Genomic DNA, 18535 nt, shown 5'->3' on the forward strand with positions numbered 1-18535 from the left:
GTACCCCAAGCCCCGGTGACCGGCGCGGCGGGCGGCCCTGATTGGCTGCCCGCATGAGCTTGACCACGGGCAGGTCCGCGCGGGCGTGGGGTGGCGGCGCGGCGCACCGGCTCTACAGCGTCGTGGTGTTCGTGTTGCTCGCCTCGCTGGACAACGTGGCGATCGGCCTGGTGCCGCCGCTGTACGGCGCGATAGCGGAGTCCTTCGCTGTGCCGCAGCGCCTGCTCGGGCTGGTCACCGCAGTCAGTTTCCTGGTCAGTGCGGTGGCCGCGGTCGGTTGGGCGTACTTCGGTGACCGCACCAACCGCAAGCCCCTGCTCATGATCGGCACGTTGCTCTGGGCGGCCGGCACCGGCGGCAGCGGGCTGGCCGGCAACTACCCGACCTTCCTGGCCGCCCAACTGCTGGCGGCGATCGGGCTCGGCGCGGTGGGCTCGGTCGGTTTCTCCGTGGTCACCGACCTGATCTCACCTCGGCGGCGCGGGCTGGTGATGAGCTTCTGGGGGCTCTCCCAGGGCGCCGGCACCCTGGCCGGCACCCTGGTCGGCGGCCTGCTCGGGGCGGTCGACTGGCGTCGGCCGTTCCTGCTGCTCACCGTCGTCGGCCTGGCCGCCACGGCGGCGTACCTGTTCACGTACGACATCCGGCGCGGCCAGAGCGAACCGCAACTGGCCGGCGCGCTGGCCAGCGGCGCGGAGTACGACTACCGGATCAACCGTGGCGACCTGCCGGTCATCCTGCGCCGCCGGACCAACCGCTGGCTGATCCTGCAGGGCCTCACCGCGCAGGCCGCCTTCGGTTCGCTGGTCTGGCTGCCGGTGCTCTTCGCCGAACGGGCCCGGGACCAGGGCTACTCGTCGGCCACCGCGATCGTGGTGGGCAGCGTCTTCGCCACCCTGTTCCAGCTCGGCGGGGTGCTCTCCATCGTCGGTGGACTGATCGGCGACGCGCTGCAACGGCGTACGCCCTCGGGCCGGGCCCTGGTCGCGGCGGTCGGCGTGCTCGCCGCGCTCCCGTTCTACCTGGTGCTCTTCTTCGTGCCGATCCGCATCGACGTGCCCGACGGCGCCGGCGGTGGTGCGGTGATACGGGCCGTGCTCGGCAGCGTCGTCACCGAGCCGACCGTCGGGCTGAGCCTGCTCACCGCGCTTGTCGCGCTGGCCCTGACCTCGGCGAACTCGCCGAACTGGTTCGCGTTGATCGCCGACGCGAACCCGCCGGAGCACCGGGGCACGGTCTACAGCCTCGGCAACCTGGTCAACGGGGTGGGCCGGGCGGCCGGCAACGGCCTGGTCGGGGTGGCCTTCCATGCCCTGCGGGTGGCCTTCCCGCCACCGCTGAACTACGCCGTCGGGCTGGCGGCCTTCCAGCTCTTCTTCATCCCCACCGGCATCATGTACTGGCTCGCCGCCCGCACCTCACCCAAGGACATCACCGACGTCCAGCACCTCCTCGCCTCCCGCGCCCACCGCGTGCAAGGAAGGGCCCCCTATTAACGCCTGGTGTATAGCAGGGGCCCCCTATTAACACGCCGGCACGTCGAACCCGGCGCGCTTGTTAATAGGGGGCCCTTCCTATACCTGAGGCGTTAACAGGGGGCCCCTCCTTACACCTGCACCCAGACGGTGACGTCGGTGGGGATCGTGCCGTCCTCGTTCAGCGGTGCGCTGCTCTGCAGCAGCTCCCCGGCGGGCACCTCGACGCTGGCGGCACCGAAGTTGGTCAGCACGACCAGGTCACCGTTGCGGAAGGTCAGCACCTCGTCGCCGGAGGGGAGCCATTCCAGGGTGCCCCGACCCAGGCCGTGCTCGCGGCGCAGGCGCAGCGCGGTCCGGTACATCTCGTAGGTCGAGCCGGGCACTCCGCGCTGGCGGTCCAACGCGTACTCGGCCCAGACCGGGGGCTGCGGCAGCCAACTCGCGTCGGTCGGCCCGAAGCCGTACGAGGGGGCGTCGGCCTCCCACGGGATCGGCACCCGGCAGCCGTCCCGGCCGCGCTGGGTGTGTCCACTGCGTACCCAGGTGGGGTCCTGGCGGGCCTCGTCGGGCAGTTGGGTGTGCTCCGGTAGGCCGAGTTCCTCACCCTGGTAGAGGTAGGCCGAGCCGGGCAGGGCGAGCATCAGCAGGGTGGCCGCGCGGGCGCGCCGCAGGCCGGTGGCGGCGTCCGGCTGCTCGTCGCCGACGCCGATGCCGTTGGGGCGGGCGGTGCCGACCGGCAGTCCGAGCCGGCTGGCGTGCCGCACCACGTCGTGGTTGGACAGCACCCAGGTGGTGGGGGCACTGACCTTGTCGGTGGCCTCCAGCGACCGGGTGATCACCGCGTACTGGGCGGGTGCGGTCCAGGCGGCGAGCAGGTACTCGAAGTTGAACGCCTGGTGCATCTCGTCCGGGCGGACGTACCGGGCCAGTCGCTCGGCCGGCTCCACCCACGCCTCGGCCACCAGGATCCGCTCGCCGGGGTAGCCGTCCAGCAGCCGCCGCCATTCCCGGTAGATCTCGTGTACGCCGTCCTGGTCCCACATGGGTGGGCGCGGCTTGTCCGCCTCCTGCCCGGAGAGGATCTCCTGCGGTTCCTGCCAGTCGGCCAGGTCGGCCTGCTTGATCAGGCCGTGTGCCACGTCGACCCGGAAGCCGTCGACGCCCCGGTCCAACCAGAACCGCAGCACGTCGAGGAATTCCGCCCGTACCTCAGGGTTGTCCCAGTTGAGGTCGGGCTGGGCGGTGTCGAAGAGGTGCAGATACCACTGCCCGTCGGTGAGCCGGGTCCAGGCCGGTCCGCCGAAGACGCTCTGCCAGTCGTTGGGCGGCTCGCTGCCGTCCGGTCCCCGGCCGTCGCGGAAGACGTACCGCTGCCGCTCGGGGCTGCCCGGCGCGGCGGTCAGCGCCGCCTGGAACCACTTGTGGGCGCTGGAGGTGTGGTTGGGCACCAGGTCGACGATGACCCGCAGGCCGCGCGCCCGGGCCTGGGCGATCAGGTCGTCGGCGTCGGCGAGCGTGCCGAAGAGCGGTTCGACGTCCCGGTAGTCGGCCACGTCGTAGCCGGCGTCGGCCTGCGGCGACGGGTAGAAGGGGGAGAGCCAGATCGCGTCGACCCCCAGCTCCGCCAGGTGGTCGAGGCGGGCGGTGATGCCCGGCAGGTCACCGATGCCGTCGCCGCCGGAGTCGGCGAACGAGCGCGGATAGATCTGGTAGATCACCGCCTCGGTCCACCAGCCGGTGGCGGCAACGGCGAGCTGGTCCTGGTGCGTCGCGATGTCGTTCAGGGTGTACTCCCACAGTCGAGCAGACGGGCGTGATGGTTGGGGTTCAGTGTGCCCGCACAGGTGCTGTCGAATGCCGCACGACGAGCCGAGTGGGCAGGATCACCGGTGCACTGTGCTGGCTGCCGGTCCCGCCGTTGCCTCCGGCGAGCGGGTCCAGCAGCATCTTCGCGGCCAGCCGACCCTGCTCCGCCGCGGGCTGGGCGATGGTGCTGAGTCCGAGCACGCCGGAGAGCGCGTGATTGTCGATGCCGATCACGCTGACGTCCTGCGGCACCCGCAGGCCGGCGTCGCGCAGCGCGGTCAACGCGCCCATCGCCATCTCGTCGCAGGCGGCGAAGATGGCTGTCGGCGGGTCGCCGCGGCGCAGCAGCTCCTCGGTGGCCCGGGTGCCGCCGTCGATGTCGAAGCCGGATTCCACGTCGAGACCCGGGTCCGGGCGCAACCCGGCTGCGCGCAGCTCGGCCTGATAGCCACGGCGGCGGTCCAGGTGCGCGGTGAAGGCGAGTTCGTCGTCGGGGTCGCCGGAGATGTGCGCGATCCGCCGGTGACCGAGATCCAGCAGATGCCGGGTCGCGGTCCGCGCCGCGGCGACGTCGTCGATGCGTACGCAGGGCCAGCTGGGCACCGCGGTGCCGGAACTGATGGTGATTCCGGGCAGGCCCAGGGTGGCCAGGGCGCTGACTTCGGCGTCGTGCAGCGGGGTGGCGACCAGCATGATCGCGTCCACCCGCTTGTGCAGGGCGGTGGTGCCCAGCACCCGTTGCCGGTTGCGTTCCCGCCCACCGAGGTTGTGCAGCAGTAGGTCGTAGCCGGCCTCGTTGAGGAATTCCTCCACCGCCTCGACCACCACCCCGAAGAACCACCTGGTGATCCGGGGGACCACCACGGCGACGCTGCCGGTGCGGCCCCCGGCCAGCCGGGAGGCGCTCGGTGACACGGCGTACTGCAACTGCTCGGCGGCGGCCAGCACCCGGCGTCGGGTGTCGGCCGAGACGGTCGGCAGCCCGCGTAGCGCCCGGGAGACGGTGGCCGTGGAGACCCCGGCCAACCGGGCGACGTCGTCGATCCTGGTCACGCTAACCCCGCTCATGTCGTCGTGGTGCCGCCGCCTGCGGCGGCACCACGACGGATCAACCCTTGACGCTGCCGGCGAGCAGGCCGCGAACGAAGTAGCGCTGCAACGACAGGAACACGATCAGCGGTACGACGATCGAGACGAACGCTCCGGCGGTCAACCGTTGCCACTCGTTGCCCCGGGTGCCGGCCAGTTCGGCCAGGCGGACGGTGAGTGGCGCGGTGACGTCGCTGCCACCGGCGAAGATGAGCGCGACCAGCAGGTCGTTCCAGACCCAGAGGAACTGGAAGATGCCGAGCGCGGCCAGAGCCGGCGCGACCAGGGGCAGCACGATGGTGCGGAAGATCTTGGGGTGGCTGGCCCCGTCGACCCGCGCCGCCTCCATCAGGTCCCTCGGTAGTTGCGACATGAAGTTGTGCAGCAGGAACACGGCGAACGGCAGAGCGAAACAGGTGTGCGCGAACCACACCTGGGCGAAGTTCTGCGCGCCGTCGAGGTTCCAGGCGGGCATCAGGGTGACGCCGCCCAGGCTGACTCCACGCGAGAAGAAGCTCAGCAGCGGCACCAGGGCCATCTGCAACGGCACGATCTGGAGCGCGAAGATGCCGATGTAGACCCAGTCGCGGCCCCGGAAGTTCATCCAGGCCAGCGCGTACGCGGCCAGGGACGCGAACGCGATCGGGAACAGCACCGACGGCACGGTGATCACGAACGAGTTGATGAAGTAGCCGGCGAGCTGCCCGGAGGAGGCGTTCTGCCCGAACAGCACGTCCTGGTAGTTCTCCAGGGTGAACTGCGGGTCGCTGAAGAAGTTCCACCAACCGGTGGTCTTGATCTGCTCCTCGGGTCGGAACGAGGAGACGAACAGGCCGAAGGTCGGGATGGTCCAGACGACCGCGATCACGATGGCGGCCACTGTGGCGATGCGACTGTTCAGCCGCCCGCGTACCCGCGCGGCCCGGGTGGACCGCTTGTTGGTGTCCTGCGTGCCGATGGTGGCCGGGGGAGTGGTGGTGGTCATCTCAGCTCTCCCGTCGCTGCTGACGCAGGTTCCGGATCTGGAAGATCACGATGGGGATCACCAGGACGAAGAGGAAGACCGCCAGCGCGGAACCCTGTCCGTTCTGGCCGTAGCGGAACGCCTGGTTGTACATCTCGTTCGCGATCACGCTGGTGTCGTAGTTGCCGTTGGTCGTGGTGCGGACGATGTCGAAGACCTTCAGCGTGGCGATCGAGATGGTGACCACCACCACGATCAGCGCGGGTCGGATGCTCGGCAGGGTGATCTGCCAGAACATCTGCCACGGGGTGACGCCGTCGAGGCGGGCCGCCTCGACGATGTCGGCCGGGATGGCCTTGATCGCCGCGGAGAGCACCACCATCGCGAAACCGGCCTGGATCCACACCATGATCACGATGAGCAGCAGGGTGTTCAGTGGCGAGTCGAGCAGCCACTGCCGGGGTTCGCCGCCGAGGCTGACCACGATCTGGTTGAGCAGACCGATCTGGTCCTGGTCCTCGCCGCGGTAGGCGTACACGAACCGCCAGATGATGGCGGCACCGACGAACGAGATCGCCATCGGCATGAAGATCAGTGACTTCGCCACCACCTCCAGCCGGGCCTTGTCGACGAGTACGGCGTAGAGCAGGCCCATGGTGGTGGCGGCGAGGGGGACCATGATCACCCAGAACAGCGTGTTGAGCAGTACCCGCTCGATCGCGTCCTCGGCGAACATCCAGCGGTAGTTGTCCAGACCGACCCAGTTCTGGCTGCTGCCGTCCATGAACGACAGCAGGATGGTCCGGATCGCCGGGACGACCAGCCCGATCAGGAGCAGCAGCACCGTCGGCAGCAGGAAGAAGAGCGCGAACAGCCCTTCCCGGGGCTTGGTCCGGCGGGGCAGTGGCGCACCGCTGGCGGACGCGGCGACCAGTTGCGCCTCGCGGCGTCGGGCGAAGAACGCCGGTACCGCGTCGAGCAGGACGAGCAGGCCACCGACCACCACCGCGAAGGCGACCAGCCCCCACAACAGCATCATGAGTTTCGGCGACTGGTCGGCGAAGTCGAAGTTCATCAACCCTCCCAGGGGATGGAGCCGGTGGGCCGGCCCGCACCTGCGGACCGGCCCACCACTGGACTCACTTCCAGCTGCCCTCGATGCCCTGGAGCACGGTGGCGGTGTCCTTGCCGTTGATCCACTCGACCATGCCCTTCCAGAAGGTGCCCTGGCCGACGGCCGCGGGCATCAGGTCGGAGCCGTCGAACCGGAAGACCGAGCTGTCGTCCTGGAGGATCTCCACGGAGAGCTTGTCGATCGGGTTGGCGACGTTGGCCAGGTCGAGCTTGTTGTTGGCCGACACCCAGTCGCCGATCTTCGCGCGGCTGTTGGCGTACTCACCCGAGGCCAGGTAGGTCTGCACCGCCTGCACCTCGGGACGGTCGTTGAACGCCGTCACGAACTCGCCGCCGCCCAGCACCGGCTTGCCCTTGGCCGGGTCGATGGCCGGGAAGTAGAAGGCGAAGACGTCGCCGTCCTCGGCCACCTTGGTGCCCGACGGCCACTGGTTGGCGTAGAACGACGCCTGCCGGTGCATGGCGCACTTGCCCTGCGTGATCGGCACGCCGGCCTCCTGGAAGGCGGTGGTCGCGATGCTGCGAACCCCGCCGAAGCCGCCGTTGACGTACTTCTCGTTCTTCAGGATGGTGCCGGCACGGTCCAGCGCCTCGGCGACCCGGGGGTCGTTGAACGGGATCTCGTGCGTGGTCCACTGGTCGTAGACCTCGGGGGTCTGCGTACGCAGCATCAGGTCTTCGATCCAGTCGGTGGCCGGCCAGCCGGTGGCCTCGCCGGACTCGATGCCGGCGCACCACGGCTTGGTGCCGCTGTCCGCGATGGTGTCGCTGAGCTTGATCAGCTCGTCCCAGGTGGTCGGGACGGTCCAGTTGTTCTCCTGGAACATCTTCGGCGAGTACCAGACGAACGACTTCACGTTCGACCCGAGCGGCGCGCCGTAGAAGGTGCCGCCGACGGTGCTGTACTTCAGCCAGTCGGCCGGGTAGTTCTCCTCGGCCATCGCCTTGGTCTCGGCGCTGGCGGCCTTGATCTGGCCGCGCTCGGCGAACCGCTGGAGCAGGCCGGGCTGCGGGATGAAGGCGAGGTCCGGCGCGTTGCCGCCGTCGGCGCGTACGGGCAGCTGGGCCTCGAAATCACCACTGCCTTCGTGGTTGATCTCGATCCCGGTGCACTTCTCGAACTGCTCCCAGGACTGGTCGAGCCGGTCGGCCTCGATGTCCCGGATGGACGAGTAGATGCTGACCTTCTTGCCGTTGTGGCCCTGGTACTTCTCGTAGGGCGCGCACTCGGCGGAACCGGCGTTGTCGTTGTTGCCACTGTTGTTGCTGCTGCTTCCGGTGCCGCAAGCGGTGGCGCTGAGTGCCAGCCCGATCGCACCAACGAGCGCGAGGGCCTGGCGTGGCCTGGCGTGGAACGCCATGCCGTCCTCCTTCCTATCCGGCGTCGCAGGCCGAGGGGTCGCATCCGGTTGACCTGGCGCCGGTCCGATGGGCGTGTGCCCATGTAAGCGCTTGCATCAGGTGCCGGTCCAGCCCAGGACGGACACGACCGAGTAACAATCCGGAAACCTGCTCACGCTTGTGGGAAGCGCTCCCACCAGCGCGAAACGCAGTCATCAATGAACCGGCGCCGGGCCGCGCAGCGATCCTTCGATGCCCCGCCCCCGTCAACCGGCGACGTGGGTCAGCCGTTGAGCTGCCAGACGGAGTAGTTCAGCGCCGCGGCGAAGGTGACCCAGGCCCAGTAGGGCAGCATCAGGGCCGCTGCCGGTCGGCTGACCCGCCAGAACAGCAGGACGGTCAGGCCGATGGCCAGCCAGAGCACGATGATCTCGGCGAAGGCCAGCCCGTACTGGCCGGCACCGAAGAAGAGCGGGGTCCAGGCGGCGTTGAGCACTAGCTGGGCCACCCAGGCGGCCAGTGCGGGGCCGAACCCCGCCCGCCGCCAGGCGAGCCAGCCGGCCAGCGCGATCATCACGTAGAGCACGGTCCAGACCGGCCCGAAGAGCCAGGACGGCGGTGCCCAGCCGGGCTGCGCGATGCTGGCGTACTCACCTGCGGCGCCTTGGGCGGCCAGGCTGCCGACCGCGGCGGCGGCGACCACGGCCGCCGCGAACCCAGCCAGCGCCCACCACCGTCGGTCGGCTCGGGTGTGCTGCCCGCTGTGCTCCGCAGTCGTGCGCATGGGAATCAGGTTCTCCACCAGCCGGGCCGGCAAACCTGGTCATCCCCGTACGACGGCGTACCCGGTGCCGACGAACGCGGACACGCCGAGGTCGCCGTGTCCGGCAGCTCCAGTCGGGAGGACGGAGTTCCGGTCACGACGACCTCGGCGGGTCCAGTACGCCGCGGCGCCCTGCGCCGCCACATCAATTGAAGATGCTGACACCACCCGGGCCGACGAGCAGCCCGACCACGATGAGGACGATGCCCCAGAGGATCTGTCGACGGAACAGCGCGAGGATGCCGGCGACCACCAGTACGACTGCGAGAATCCAGAGAATCAGCTCCATGGTTGCTGAATACCCCCGGCTCCGACTCCGGAAACCTGTGCCTGATCAAGGTGATCGCCCAGCTCGAAGATGCTGTACGCCTGCTTGATCACCGGGTGGGCCACGTTGCGTACCCGCACCCCGCCCGGGGTGGTGCCGCGCTCCGAGCCGTGGTGCGCGTGCCCGTGCAGGGCCAGCGCGGTGGGCGCGGAGTCGATCGCCTGCCCCAGCTGGTAGCAGCCGAGGAACGGATAGATCTCCAGCGGCTCGCCGGCAAGGGTGTCCGGCACGGGGGAGTAGTGAGTGAGCGCCACCAGCAGGTCGCAGTCGAGCGAGCGCAGTGCCTCGCCCAGCCGGTCGGCGCTCTCGGTGGTGGTGCGGACGAACGCCTTCATCTCCGGCTCGCCGAAGTCGCTGGCGCAGCGGCCGGCGAAACCCCCGCCGAACCCCTTCACCCCGGCCACGCCGAGGCGGCCGCCGGGGCAGTCCAGCACCACCCCGTCGCCCTCCAGCACGACGATCCCCGCCTCCTCCAGCGCACCGACCACCCGTGGCACCTGGTCACACTGGTGATCGTGATTGCCCAGCACGGCGATCACCGGCACGTCCAGCCCGCCGAACTCCTGAGCCACGCAGCGCGCCTCGTCCTCGGTGCCGTGCCGGGTCAGGTCGCCGGCGAGCAGCAGCGCGTCGGCGTTGCCGGACAGCTCCTCAAGTGCCGGCCGGAACCGGCCGACCACGTCCTGGTCCAGATGCACGTCACCCACGGCGGCGATCCGGATAACCATCGAACCTCCCTCAGGGCAGTTGCTCGATCTCCGTGGGCGCCTGCTTGCGGATCACCCCGATGTCGCTGGTGATCGGCACGTCCGGAAATCTCTCGGACACCCGGCGCAGGATCTCGTCCCGCCGGTGTCCGCTCTCCACCTCGCCGTACAGCACGAGTGCGCGTTCGGTGCGGACCACTGTGATTCCCTGTTCGGCGACGGCCGGATCTTCGGTGAGCAGCCGGTGGATCTCCGCCTCGACGTACTCGTCGGGCGGCCCGGCGCCGCGGTCACGGTGCGCGGTCACAGTATGTCCCTCCCGTCGGCCGTGCCTGCCTGCGGCACGACATCCAGCCTGTCCAGCAGCACCAGGAACGCCTCGGCATACGGCGAGTGCTGCGTCTCCTTGCGTACCCGTTCCCAGTCGATCTGCTCCCGCAACGACCGGGCCAGTGGCAAGCCGCGGGCGAAGTCGCAGTAGTGCTGGGAGAAGCTGAGCAGCTTGTGCACCATCAACTGGCTGGCCGAGAGGACCGGCATGTGGATCGCGTCCACCGGCCGGACCACGGTGTCGGCGAAGGTCTCCTCGGTGACCGGGGTCTCGATCGGCCGGTGGATCAGATCCACCATCCGGCCGCCGTCGTAGACCTTGACCAGCCAGTCCTCGGGCGGCCGCTCGGCGGTGAAGCCGGCCTCGACAAGCGCCGCCAGCGCGGCCTCCACGTCCGGCTCCCGGATCAGGAAGTCGACGTCGTGCTCGCTGGAGTGCCCGCCGTGCGCGTAGACGGCGAAGCTGCCGCCCAGCGCGAACGGGATGTCGGCCTGCTTGAGCACGGCAGCGACCTTCTTCAAGGTGTGCAGGAGAGTCTCGTCTTCGCGCTCGGCCATCTCGCCTCTCCCGTCGAACTCGGCACCGGGGTGGATGGCGGATCGGTACCCGGCATTCCGGTCGTCCACACCTCTACGGCTTGCGGAAGGGCGTGAACAGCGATCAAACAGGACAAATAGTACGGGTTGCAAGCGCGGGTCGGATAGGCTGTGGAGGGTGGCCAGATCAACGCGAGTCAGGCGACCGGCAAGGCCGCCCCGAGCACCCGCGGAGGGCAGCAGGCCCCGACTCCGCACGGTGGCTCTGATCGGCATCGACGGGTCGGGCAAGACCACCCAGGCGCACCTCCTCGCCGAGACCCTCACCAGGGCCGGGCACCCCGCCACCTATCACCGCAACGCCGGAGGGCGGCGCTGGCTGGGCCGAGCGGCGCACCGGTTGGGCCGGTCGGACGCCCAGGCGCTGCTCGGGCGGGACGCCATGCTGATGCTGGAGTCCGTGCTGCGGTGGCTGGCCATCGCGCTGGCGCTGCTCACAAGCGTGCTGACCGGCCGGGTCGCGGTGATGGACCGCTACGCCGCCTGCCAGTACGCCAGCCTGCGGGCGCACGGCGGGCAGGGCTGGGAACGGCTGGTCCGGGCCGCGTACCGGATCTTCCCACCGCCGCAGGTGACGTTCCTGCTCGCGGTGGACCCGGCGGAGGCGTACCGGCGCATCGAGCGGCGGGGCACCGACCACGAGAGTCTGCGTTACCTGACCGCCGCCGACCTCGCCTACCGCACCCTGCCCGAGCACCCCACCTTCGTGCCTGTCGACGCGGATCGGCCGGCGGAGGACGTGGCGCGGGAGATCGAGGGACACCTGGCCGGCTGGTTGGCCGCCGGCGACGGGCCGGCCGATCAGCGCACGGCACGCGGCGAGCCTCGGGCCGCCGCCCCGGCGCCGGGACTGATCCCGGCTCAGGCCCGGCCGTAGACCGGCACGGCGGCACCGCTCGTCGGCGCGGACTCGTCCGAGGCCAGGAAGCGGATCACCGACGCGATCTCGGTGGGCGCCACCCAGCGGGAATGGTCGGCGTCCGGCATGGCGGCCCGGTTGGTCGGGGTGTCGATCACGCTGGGCAGCACCGTGTTGCAGCGCACACCGCTCGCCTTGTACTCCACCGCCACGGCGGCGGCGAAGGCGAGCACCGCGGCCTTCGCTGTCACATAACCGGCGACACCCGGAAAGGGGCTGAGCGCGGCACGGGCCGCCACACAGACCACCGCGCCACCGCCGGCGGAGACCAGGTGCGGCAAGGTCGCCCGGGTGACCAGGTGGGTCGGCCGCAGGTTGAGTGCGAGCATCCGGTCGAACTCCTCGACCGGGGTCTCGTGCACCAGGCCGGCGCTGGCGTACCCGCCGACCAGGTTGACCACGGCCCGCAACGGTGCCGCCGGGTCACCGGCGGCGACCTCGGCCACCCGGGCCGCGTCGGCCGCGTCGGTGAGGTCCGCGACGAGCCGGACGGGTGCGTTGTCGCCCGGATCGGCGGCTGGCGTCGGCGTGTGGCGCTGCGGCGCGACCACCCGCCAGCCCGCCTCGACGAACACGGCGGTGACCGCCGCGCCGAGCCCGCCCGTGCCCCCGGTGACCAGCACACTGCGATCCGCCATGGGCCCACACGTTAGTACGCCCGCCGGCGGCACCGGGCATAGACCCGGGAAGCCGATTGTTCACCAGGGCGTGGGGTATTACCACAGGCGTGGATGAACCAACCGGTCCACGTACGCGTACATGCCAGTGACCAGGATCGCAGCACGGTGGTGACCCGGGTCGCTGTGCCTCGTGGGCCAGGCAGTGTTGCCTTGGACCGGTACGGTCGGCGATCCGTCGAACCATTCACTCACGAGGTGCCTGTCAGCCAGCGGCCGGCAGGGTGCTGACAGCAAACATGGACCGGGCTCTCAGCTGATTATCAGGCATTCGTGACACTTTCGACCCATGACCTGGAATCCCCGACACGTCTCATCTGTTGTGTAGGTGTCAGCACCGGTGGGCACAGCGGAGGTTACGGGGAGGGCTGACTGATGAGCGTGGAGACGGCAAGGAACCGGGCAACCGGCGCGAGCGAGGGGACCGTGGGCAACGTGGACAAGAACATCGGAATGCGAACCGACGAGGTAGCCGAGGAGCGCGACCTGGTCGGAGTCTACCTGCACGAGATCTCCCGGACGCCGCTGCTGGATGCCGCCAAGGAGGTCGACCTCTCCAAGGCCATCGAGGCGGGCCTCTACGCCGAGCACCTGCTCGGTGCGGACCGCGTCCCCGCCGGCGCCACCCGGGAGGAACTGGGCCTGGTGGTGGCCGAGGGCGAACGGGCCAAGGACCTGTTCATCCGGGCCAACCTGCGGCTGGTCGTGTCGATCGCCCGGCGCTACGTCCGCTCGGGCATGCCCATGCTGGACCTGATCCAGGAGGGCAACACCGGCCTGGTGCGGGCGGTGGAGAAGTTCGACTACGAGCGTGGCTACAAGTTCTCCACCTACGCGACCTGGTGGATCCGGCAGGCGATCAGCCGGGCCATCGCCCAGCAGGAGCGCACCGTGCGGCTGCCGGTGCACCTGGTGGAGGACGTCAACCGGATGCGTAACGTGGCCCGTCAGCTCACCCGCGAGCTGGGCGGCGACCCGGAGCCGGAGCAGATCGCGGCGGCGCTCGGGGTGACCGTCGAGCGGGTCAACGAGCTGGTCCGTTGGTCGCAGGACACCGTGTCGCTGGACACGCCGGTCGGCGACGACGGCGACACCAACCTCGGTGACCTGGTCGCCGACAGTGACGCGCCGTCGCCGGAGGAGATCGTCCTGACCGGGCTGGAGCGGCAGCGCATCGAGGGGCTGCTCAACCACCTGGACGACAGGTCCGCCGGCATCATGCGGGCCCGCTACGGGCTGGAGGACGGGCGGGAGCACTCGCTGACCGAGGTCGCTTCCCGGTTCTCGCTCTCCCGCGAGCGGATCCGGCAGCTGGAGATCCAGGCACTCGGCCGGCTCCGGGAGCTGGCGCGGGCGGAAGGACTCCAGGCGGCCTGACCTGACCACCATCACGAACGAACGGCCGGCGTCCGCGACGCCGGCCGTTCGTCGTTGTTCGCGCGGGTCGGCTCAGCGCACCCGGCCGTAGCCGTACGGCGGGAGTAGATCCACGCTGCGTTTCTCCACGTTGCGACCGAAGGTCGGCGCGTGGATGACCTGCCCGTCGCCCACATAGATGGCCACGTGGCCCAGGCTGTTGTAGAAGACGAGGTCGCCGGGGCGTAGCTCGCCGCGACTGATGTGCGCCACCACGCCCCACTGCATCCGGGTGTTGTGCGGCAGTTGCTTGCCCGCCGCCCGCCAGGCGGCCGAGGTCAGCCCGGAGCAGTCATAGCCGTTGGGCCCGTCCTGGCCCCAGGCGTACGGCTTGCCCAGCGCGCCGTAGGCGTACCGGACGGCAGTGCCGGCCTTGCCGGAGACCGAGGGCGCGTCGCGGACGCTGTCCGAGCGGTTGGCCGGGCGCTCGGTGGCCCGGCCGTACGCCTGCCGGCGCATCTCGTACAGCTTGGCCAGGTCACGCTCGATCCGCCGTTTGGCCCCGCTGAGTTCCTTGGACCGGGCAGCCTGCTGGCTGAGCGTCACGTCGAGCTGGGTTTTCTCATCCAGCAGCCGCTGCTGATCGGCGGTGTAGCCGGCGATACGCGCCTGCCGCTGCCGGGTGAGGTGGTCCAGCGTGCCGAGCCGGTCGAGCACCGACGCCGGGTCGCCGTCGTACAGCAGGGCGTCGACGGCAGCCAGGTTGCCGGTCTTGTACGCGGTGGTGGCCATCTCGCTCACGTCGGCGCGGCTCTGCGCCGCCTGCTGCTCCAAGGGGCCGATCCGGTCCCGGAGCCGGCTCACTGCGGCCCGGTTCTCCTTGATCTTTTCGCGTAGTTCGTTGTGGGACTCCACCACCCGCTCCAACTCGGCGGAGGACTTCTCGATCCGCTTGGTGAGTTCGGCGGGGGAGGGCTCGGCCCGGGCCACCGTGGCCGGCGCGACAAGCGCCAGCGAGAAGGCGGCCACCGTCAGGGCGCGCAGCGTGTGTGTCAGGGACGACAAGAGCTCAAGTGCTCCTCTCCCAGAACCGTCGCGCGCTGCTGAGGCGCGGTGACGGCACTGGCCCGGTGCCGTCCGGGTGGACGGCGGCCGACCGGGCCGGCATCGCCCAACGTAGTACGGGGCTGGTGTGGCGCGCAGGCAAAGGCGGGACCTGTGGTGCCGCTGAGACGAAACTCATTCGGCTGTGACGTGGGCGCGGAGCCGACCGCTCTCTGCCCGGAATGTCGATTTCGACGCATCGCGTCCGGACGGCCGCGCACTATGACCGACAAGTCGGACTTGCCGGCCGAGTCCTGACCGGCGGCCGCCCGGAAGTCCCGCTGACCACCGGAAACAAGCGCGCGGTCGGTGGCGGACCCGGCGGACAATGAATCGCACAGCCGCAATTCCCGCCGTACGGACATCGAGGGCAGCGGCGGGATCGGCCCGGCCTCACCAACAGTGAAGGGAGGGGCCGTGAACCCTGAGCATGCGACGACACGACCGCCCCGGTCCCCACACGGCGGCGCGGCACCGCCGCCGACACTGCTCTACGCCCGACCCGGGATCATCGTCACCGCCGACCGGTTCACCGTCGGCAGCAGCAGTTGGCGGGTTGCCGAGCTGACCCATGTGCACACCACCCGGGGGCCACACGACCGGGTGGCGACCCGTGCCGTCCTGATCTCCGCCTCGATGATCGTCGGTGCCGGCCTGGTGCTCGGCTTCACCGGCGGGCTGCACCGGCTCACCGCTGGGGCGTACCTCCTGCTCGGGGCGGTCTTCCTGGTGCCGGTGCTGCTCGCCGCCGCCGGCGACCGCTGGCGTCCGCCCGCCCACGAACTCTGGGGGCGCCGCGGAGACACCGAGGAACTGCTCTTCAGCAGCGACGACGAGCAGCAGTTCGGTCAGGTGACCCGGGCGTTGCGCCGGGCTCGGGAGATGAACAGCTACGGCGGCTGGGACGACCCGCTCGCCACCGTGCAGCCGTGGCGGCCGCGACGCTGACCGGCCCCGCCGGCCCGCCGCCGTGGCCGCCAGCCGCCGCGAGTGGGCGTCGGTCAGCCGGCCACCGGCGCCGGTGCCTGCTCGCGCTCCCGCTGCTCCACCGCGACCAGGGAACTCACCCGGCGCTCGGCCCAGAACGACAGGAACGGCACGGTACCGGCGAGCATCACCAGGATCATGCGCTTGAGCGGCCAGTTGGCCCGCCGGGACAGGTCCCACGCGGCGACCAGATAGACCATGTAGAGGAAGCCGTGCGCCTGCCCCACGGTCTCCACGACGATCGGCTCGTCGAAGCCGTACTTCAGCGGCATGCCGATCACGACCAGGAGGATCAGCACCACGCCGACGATCCAGGCGATCACGCGGTAGCGGGTGAGAGCAGCGCGCACGTCTCGTCAGTCCTTCCGGGCCCGGCTCAGCCGGGGTAGTCGCCGGGCTTCGCGCCCGGATTGGCGTTCAACCATGACAGGTAGCGGTTGTAGGCAGCCAGGTCGGCATCGTCGCCGCCGTCGTCGACGGCGACGCGGGTGACCCGTACCGGCCGGCGGATCGCGGTGCGTGGTCGTACCTCATCGGTGCCGCCCTGCCCGGTGCGGGCGCCGGCCGGCGCGACGGTGCTCGGCTCGCCGGCGGCGGTGGCCTGTGGATTCGTGCCCCGATCGGCGTCGGCCGCCGGTCCCTCGCGCACCGTGTGCCGGACCTCACGCCACCAGACGAAGACCACGAACCCGGCGAAGATCGGCCACTCCACGGCGTAGCCCCAACTGATGGCGTTGCCCGCGGCGGCCCGGCTGACCTGCCACCAACCAAGGCCGAGAAAGGACGTCACCAGTACGACCATGGCCACGTGGCGGGCTATCCACGCCGGGGTCCAGAGCCGCTTCATGCCACGAGGGTACCGGGACCGGTGGCCCTCTCCGACGCGGTGTCGTAGTGGCGGGCGCTGGTTTGGCCGTAGCCGGCGTGGGCAACCGTACAGACGCCAGCCCACAACGCATGAGGGGGCGCGATATGACGGCATCGGGACATCAGGACGGATTTCCCGCCGGTGGCACGGAGGTCAGCCCCGAGCAGCGGATCCCCGAATGGAGCGAGGACCGGGTGGCAGCCCCGTCGCTCGACGCTGACCTGCCCGGCATCGACCCGGTCGAACTGTCCGACGACGATCTCATCCGGGAGATGCAGAGCCTGCACCGCACCCGGCTGGACACGCTGCGGCACGCGACCGACTCGGCCCTCGCCAACCACCTGCGGCGGACCGCCGACCTGGAGACCGAGTACCTCGCCCGGCATCCCGGGCGGGAGATCGATCCGAGCCGGCTGCGGGACGCGTGATGGCGTACGCGGAGCGTGGGATGTCGGCCCCGCCGGAGGTCGTCTTCAACACGGCGACCGACCCGGACCGGGCCAACGCCTGGCTGCCCGAACCGCTGTTGTCCGCGTCGCGGGACGGTGACGCCGAACGATTGCAGGCCCGTTGGGACGCGCCGGAGACGCAGTGGGCGGCCGACCTCACCGTGGAAGCCGGCGACGCCGGCGGCGCCCGGCTCCGGCTCGAACTGACCGGCGGCGACCAGGAGACCGACCGGCTGGCCGAGAAGGCCCTCACCAACCTCGCCCGCGAGGTGGCCGACAACCTGCAGGCCGGCTGACCCGGCCGGACCAAAAGATCATGAGGACCCGAAGGAGGCCGGGTGAGTGAACTGAAGCAGAAGGTGACGCGGCTGCGCCAGGCGTACGCCCCGCACGAACATCGCCCGCTCGGCGGCTACCTGGCCGCCATGGGCACCTACGCCGGGGTGACGGGCGCCATCGCCACCCTGGTCAAGGTGACCGGGCGGACCGTGCCGGAACGGCCCAGCACCGCAGACGTGGTGCTGCTCTCCATCGCCACCCACAAGCTCAGCCGGTTGCTGTCCAAGGATGCGATCACCAGCCCGCTGCGCGCCCCCTTCACCCGGTACGACAGGCCGATCGGCAGCGGCGAGGTGATGGAGCAGGTCCGCGACTCGGGCAGTTCCACCCGACACGCCATCGGCGAGTTGCTCAGCTGCCCGTTCTGTCTGGCGGTCTGGGTGGCCACCGGATTCACCGGCGGTCTGGTGCTCGCGCCGCGACTGACCCGCCTGGTCGCCACCGCGCTGACCGCCGTGGCCGCCTCGGACTTCCTGCAGATGGCGTACGCGACGGCCCAGCAGCGCGCCGAGGGACACCACGACGACTGAGACGACTGACCCGGGAGTCGACGATGCCGCCGGTGGGAGGGTTTCCCACCGGCGGCATCGGCTGTCCGTCTCGGCGTGCGGGGCCCAGTTGCGCCCGCCTCGGCGTTCTGGCCGGTTCGGCCCGCTCAGCGTTGCATTCCGGACCAGCCGCGCGGCGACTCAGGCTCGCGTTCCTCCTCGTCCGCGCCGGTGATGATGTCGCGGTCGACGGCGGTGCGTTCGTGTTCGTTGGCGAAGTCCGGTTCGGGGAGGGTGTCCGTGCCCTCCGGTGGCTGGCCGAGTGCGGGCACTCGCTCGTGCTGCTCTTCGTCGGGTCGCGACATCGCGTTCCTCTCCTCGGCGCTGCGGGGGTGGGTCAGCCCGCCGAGCCGCCCAGCAGGTCGGCCAGTTCGTCGACCGCGTACTCGCCCTGCGGTAGCGCGTTGAGCCGGGAGAGCAGTTGCGCGGGCAGTTCCGCGGCGACCGCCCGGCGGTAGATGTCGACCTGACTGATCCGCTCCTGTCCGTGGTAGAGCTCATCGAGCAGCTCGTCCAGCGGCCGGGTGTTGACCTCGTCGATCAGCACCTCGTCGGGTACGGCGGCGGCGGTGCCGGGCAGGTCGGTGGTGGGCTCGTCGAGCGCGGCGGTGTCGACCACGGGAACGTCGGCCAGGATGGCGTCCGGCAGCCGCGCTTCGGTCGTCGGTGCCGGGGTTGCCCCGGTCACAGG

At 70.4% G+C, this 18535-nt stretch carries 23 protein-coding genes; 7 read left to right on the plus strand and 16 right to left on the minus strand.

The window, feature by feature from the left end; all coding sequences use genetic code 11:
• Nucleotides 1–53: 53 nt before the first annotated feature.
• Nucleotides 54–1496 carry an MFS transporter gene (locus C1I93_RS08880; RefSeq protein ID WP_111242752.1) on the plus strand — a complete coding sequence of 481 codons (1443 nt, stop codon included), beginning with the start codon at nucleotides 54–56 and terminating at the stop codon, nucleotides 1494–1496.
• A 110-nt stretch (nucleotides 1497–1606) separates the two neighbouring features.
• Here the strand turns inward: C1I93_RS08880 and C1I93_RS08885 are convergent, their stop codons facing one another.
• From C1I93_RS08885 to C1I93_RS08925, 10 genes are all read right to left on the minus strand, one after another.
• Nucleotides 1607–3262: a glycoside hydrolase family 13 protein gene (locus C1I93_RS08885; protein WP_111242753.1), complete on the minus strand. Its 1656-nt coding sequence runs from the start codon at nucleotides 3260–3262 to the stop codon at nucleotides 1607–1609.
• Between the two features lie 43 nt (nucleotides 3263–3305).
• Nucleotides 3306–4337 carry a LacI family DNA-binding transcriptional regulator gene (locus C1I93_RS08890; RefSeq protein WP_111242754.1) on the minus strand — a complete coding sequence of 344 codons (1032 nt, stop codon included), beginning with the start codon at nucleotides 4335–4337 and terminating at the stop codon, nucleotides 3306–3308.
• A gap of 55 nt (nucleotides 4338–4392) precedes the next feature.
• Nucleotides 4393–5358, minus strand: coding sequence for a carbohydrate ABC transporter permease (locus C1I93_RS08895; protein WP_111242755.1), 966 nt, complete (start codon nucleotides 5356–5358; stop codon nucleotides 4393–4395).
• A gap of 1 nt (nucleotide 5359) precedes the next feature.
• Entirely contained in the window at nucleotides 5360–6412 is a 1053-nt protein-coding gene (locus C1I93_RS08900; protein ID WP_111242756.1) for a carbohydrate ABC transporter permease, read from the minus strand.
• 64 nt (nucleotides 6413–6476) lie between these two features.
• Nucleotides 6477–7832: an ABC transporter substrate-binding protein gene (locus C1I93_RS08905; protein WP_111242757.1), complete on the minus strand. Its 1356-nt coding sequence runs from the start codon at nucleotides 7830–7832 to the stop codon at nucleotides 6477–6479.
• A 263-nt stretch (nucleotides 7833–8095) separates the two neighbouring features.
• Nucleotides 8096–8596, minus strand: a complete 501-nt coding sequence (locus C1I93_RS08910; protein WP_111242773.1) for a TspO/MBR family protein — start codon at nucleotides 8594–8596, stop codon at nucleotides 8096–8098.
• A 184-nt stretch (nucleotides 8597–8780) separates the two neighbouring features.
• The gene (locus tag C1I93_RS31430; protein ID WP_007464364.1) at nucleotides 8781–8924 is read right to left on the minus strand and encodes a GPGG-motif small membrane protein; all 144 of its coding nucleotides are present in this window, start codon (nucleotides 8922–8924) and stop codon (nucleotides 8781–8783) included.
• Complete coding sequence (locus C1I93_RS08915; protein WP_111242758.1) at nucleotides 8915–9691, minus strand: metallophosphoesterase family protein; 777 nt, start codon at nucleotides 9689–9691, stop codon at nucleotides 8915–8917. The genes C1I93_RS31430 and C1I93_RS08915 overlap by 10 nt, the downstream gene beginning before the upstream one ends.
• Before the next feature lie 10 nt (nucleotides 9692–9701).
• Nucleotides 9702–9977 (minus strand): hypothetical protein, encoded by a 276-nt coding sequence (locus tag C1I93_RS08920; protein ID WP_111242759.1) that lies wholly within the window; start codon nucleotides 9975–9977, stop codon nucleotides 9702–9704.
• Nucleotides 9974–10813 carry a nucleotidyltransferase family protein gene (locus C1I93_RS08925; RefSeq protein WP_258378268.1) on the minus strand — a complete coding sequence of 280 codons (840 nt, stop codon included), beginning with the start codon at nucleotides 10811–10813 and terminating at the stop codon, nucleotides 9974–9976. The genes C1I93_RS08920 and C1I93_RS08925 overlap by 4 nt, the downstream gene beginning before the upstream one ends.
• On the opposite strand from C1I93_RS08925, the gene C1I93_RS08930 reads away from it, so the two are divergent.
• Nucleotides 10797–11474, plus strand: a complete 678-nt coding sequence (locus C1I93_RS08930; protein WP_223256177.1) for a dTMP kinase — start codon at nucleotides 10797–10799, stop codon at nucleotides 11472–11474. The two genes, C1I93_RS08925 and C1I93_RS08930, sit on opposite strands and share 17 nt — an antisense overlap.
• Here C1I93_RS08930 and C1I93_RS08935 read toward each other — a convergent pair.
• Entirely contained in the window at nucleotides 11459–12154 is a 696-nt protein-coding gene (locus tag C1I93_RS08935; RefSeq protein ID WP_111242762.1) for an SDR family NAD(P)-dependent oxidoreductase, read from the minus strand. The two genes, C1I93_RS08930 and C1I93_RS08935, sit on opposite strands and share 16 nt — an antisense overlap.
• A gap of 414 nt (nucleotides 12155–12568) precedes the next feature.
• Here C1I93_RS08935 and C1I93_RS08940 point away from each other — a divergent pair, with 414 nt between their 5' ends.
• The gene (locus C1I93_RS08940; protein WP_111242763.1) at nucleotides 12569–13570 is read left to right on the plus strand and encodes a sigma-70 family RNA polymerase sigma factor; all 1002 of its coding nucleotides are present in this window, start codon (nucleotides 12569–12571) and stop codon (nucleotides 13568–13570) included.
• 72 nt (nucleotides 13571–13642) lie between these two features.
• On the opposite strand, the gene C1I93_RS08945 is transcribed toward C1I93_RS08940, so the two are convergent.
• Nucleotides 13643–14614 carry a C40 family peptidase gene (locus C1I93_RS08945; RefSeq protein ID WP_111242764.1) on the minus strand — a complete coding sequence of 324 codons (972 nt, stop codon included), beginning with the start codon at nucleotides 14612–14614 and terminating at the stop codon, nucleotides 13643–13645.
• 456 nt (nucleotides 14615–15070) lie between these two features.
• Here C1I93_RS08945 and C1I93_RS08950 point away from each other — a divergent pair, with 456 nt between their 5' ends.
• Nucleotides 15071–15601 carry a DUF6232 family protein gene (locus tag C1I93_RS08950; protein ID WP_111242765.1) on the plus strand — a complete coding sequence of 177 codons (531 nt, stop codon included), beginning with the start codon at nucleotides 15071–15073 and terminating at the stop codon, nucleotides 15599–15601.
• A 53-nt stretch (nucleotides 15602–15654) separates the two neighbouring features.
• Here the strand turns inward: C1I93_RS08950 and C1I93_RS08955 are convergent, their stop codons facing one another.
• Both C1I93_RS08955 and C1I93_RS08960 read right to left on the minus strand, forming a co-directional pair.
• Complete coding sequence (locus C1I93_RS08955; protein ID WP_111242766.1) at nucleotides 15655–15990, minus strand: DUF3817 domain-containing protein; 336 nt, start codon at nucleotides 15988–15990, stop codon at nucleotides 15655–15657.
• Between the two features lie 26 nt (nucleotides 15991–16016).
• Nucleotides 16017–16487, minus strand: a complete 471-nt coding sequence (locus C1I93_RS08960) for a hypothetical protein (RefSeq protein ID WP_111242767.1) — start codon at nucleotides 16485–16487, stop codon at nucleotides 16017–16019.
• 125 nt (nucleotides 16488–16612) lie between these two features.
• On the opposite strand from C1I93_RS08960, the gene C1I93_RS08965 reads away from it, so the two are divergent.
• The 3 genes from C1I93_RS08965 to C1I93_RS08975 are packed head-to-tail and all read left to right on the plus strand — an operon-like array spanning nucleotide 16613 to nucleotide 17826.
• On the plus strand, nucleotides 16613–16936 hold the full coding sequence (locus tag C1I93_RS08965; protein WP_111242768.1) for a DUF6158 family protein: 324 nt from the start codon (nucleotides 16613–16615) through the stop codon (nucleotides 16934–16936).
• A complete protein-coding gene (locus C1I93_RS08970) occupies nucleotides 16936–17253 on the plus strand; it encodes a hypothetical protein (RefSeq protein ID WP_111242769.1) in 318 nt (105 codons plus the stop codon). The genes C1I93_RS08965 and C1I93_RS08970 overlap by 1 nt, the downstream gene beginning before the upstream one ends.
• Nucleotides 17254–17295: 42 nt before the next feature.
• Entirely contained in the window at nucleotides 17296–17826 is a 531-nt protein-coding gene (locus tag C1I93_RS08975; RefSeq protein WP_111242770.1) for a DUF1360 domain-containing protein, read from the plus strand.
• A 125-nt stretch (nucleotides 17827–17951) separates the two neighbouring features.
• On the opposite strand, the gene C1I93_RS08980 is transcribed toward C1I93_RS08975, so the two are convergent.
• On the minus strand, nucleotides 17952–18149 hold the full coding sequence (locus tag C1I93_RS08980) for a hypothetical protein (RefSeq protein WP_111242771.1): 198 nt from the start codon (nucleotides 18147–18149) through the stop codon (nucleotides 17952–17954).
• A gap of 32 nt (nucleotides 18150–18181) precedes the next feature.
• Complete coding sequence (locus C1I93_RS08985; RefSeq protein ID WP_420811699.1) at nucleotides 18182–18424, minus strand: hypothetical protein; 243 nt, start codon at nucleotides 18422–18424, stop codon at nucleotides 18182–18184.
• Between the last annotated feature and the right edge of the window lie 111 nt (nucleotides 18425–18535).

Source organism: Micromonospora endophytica (assembly GCF_003236305.1).
Classification (GTDB): domain Bacteria; phylum Actinomycetota; class Actinomycetes; order Mycobacteriales; family Micromonosporaceae; genus Micromonospora; species Micromonospora endophytica.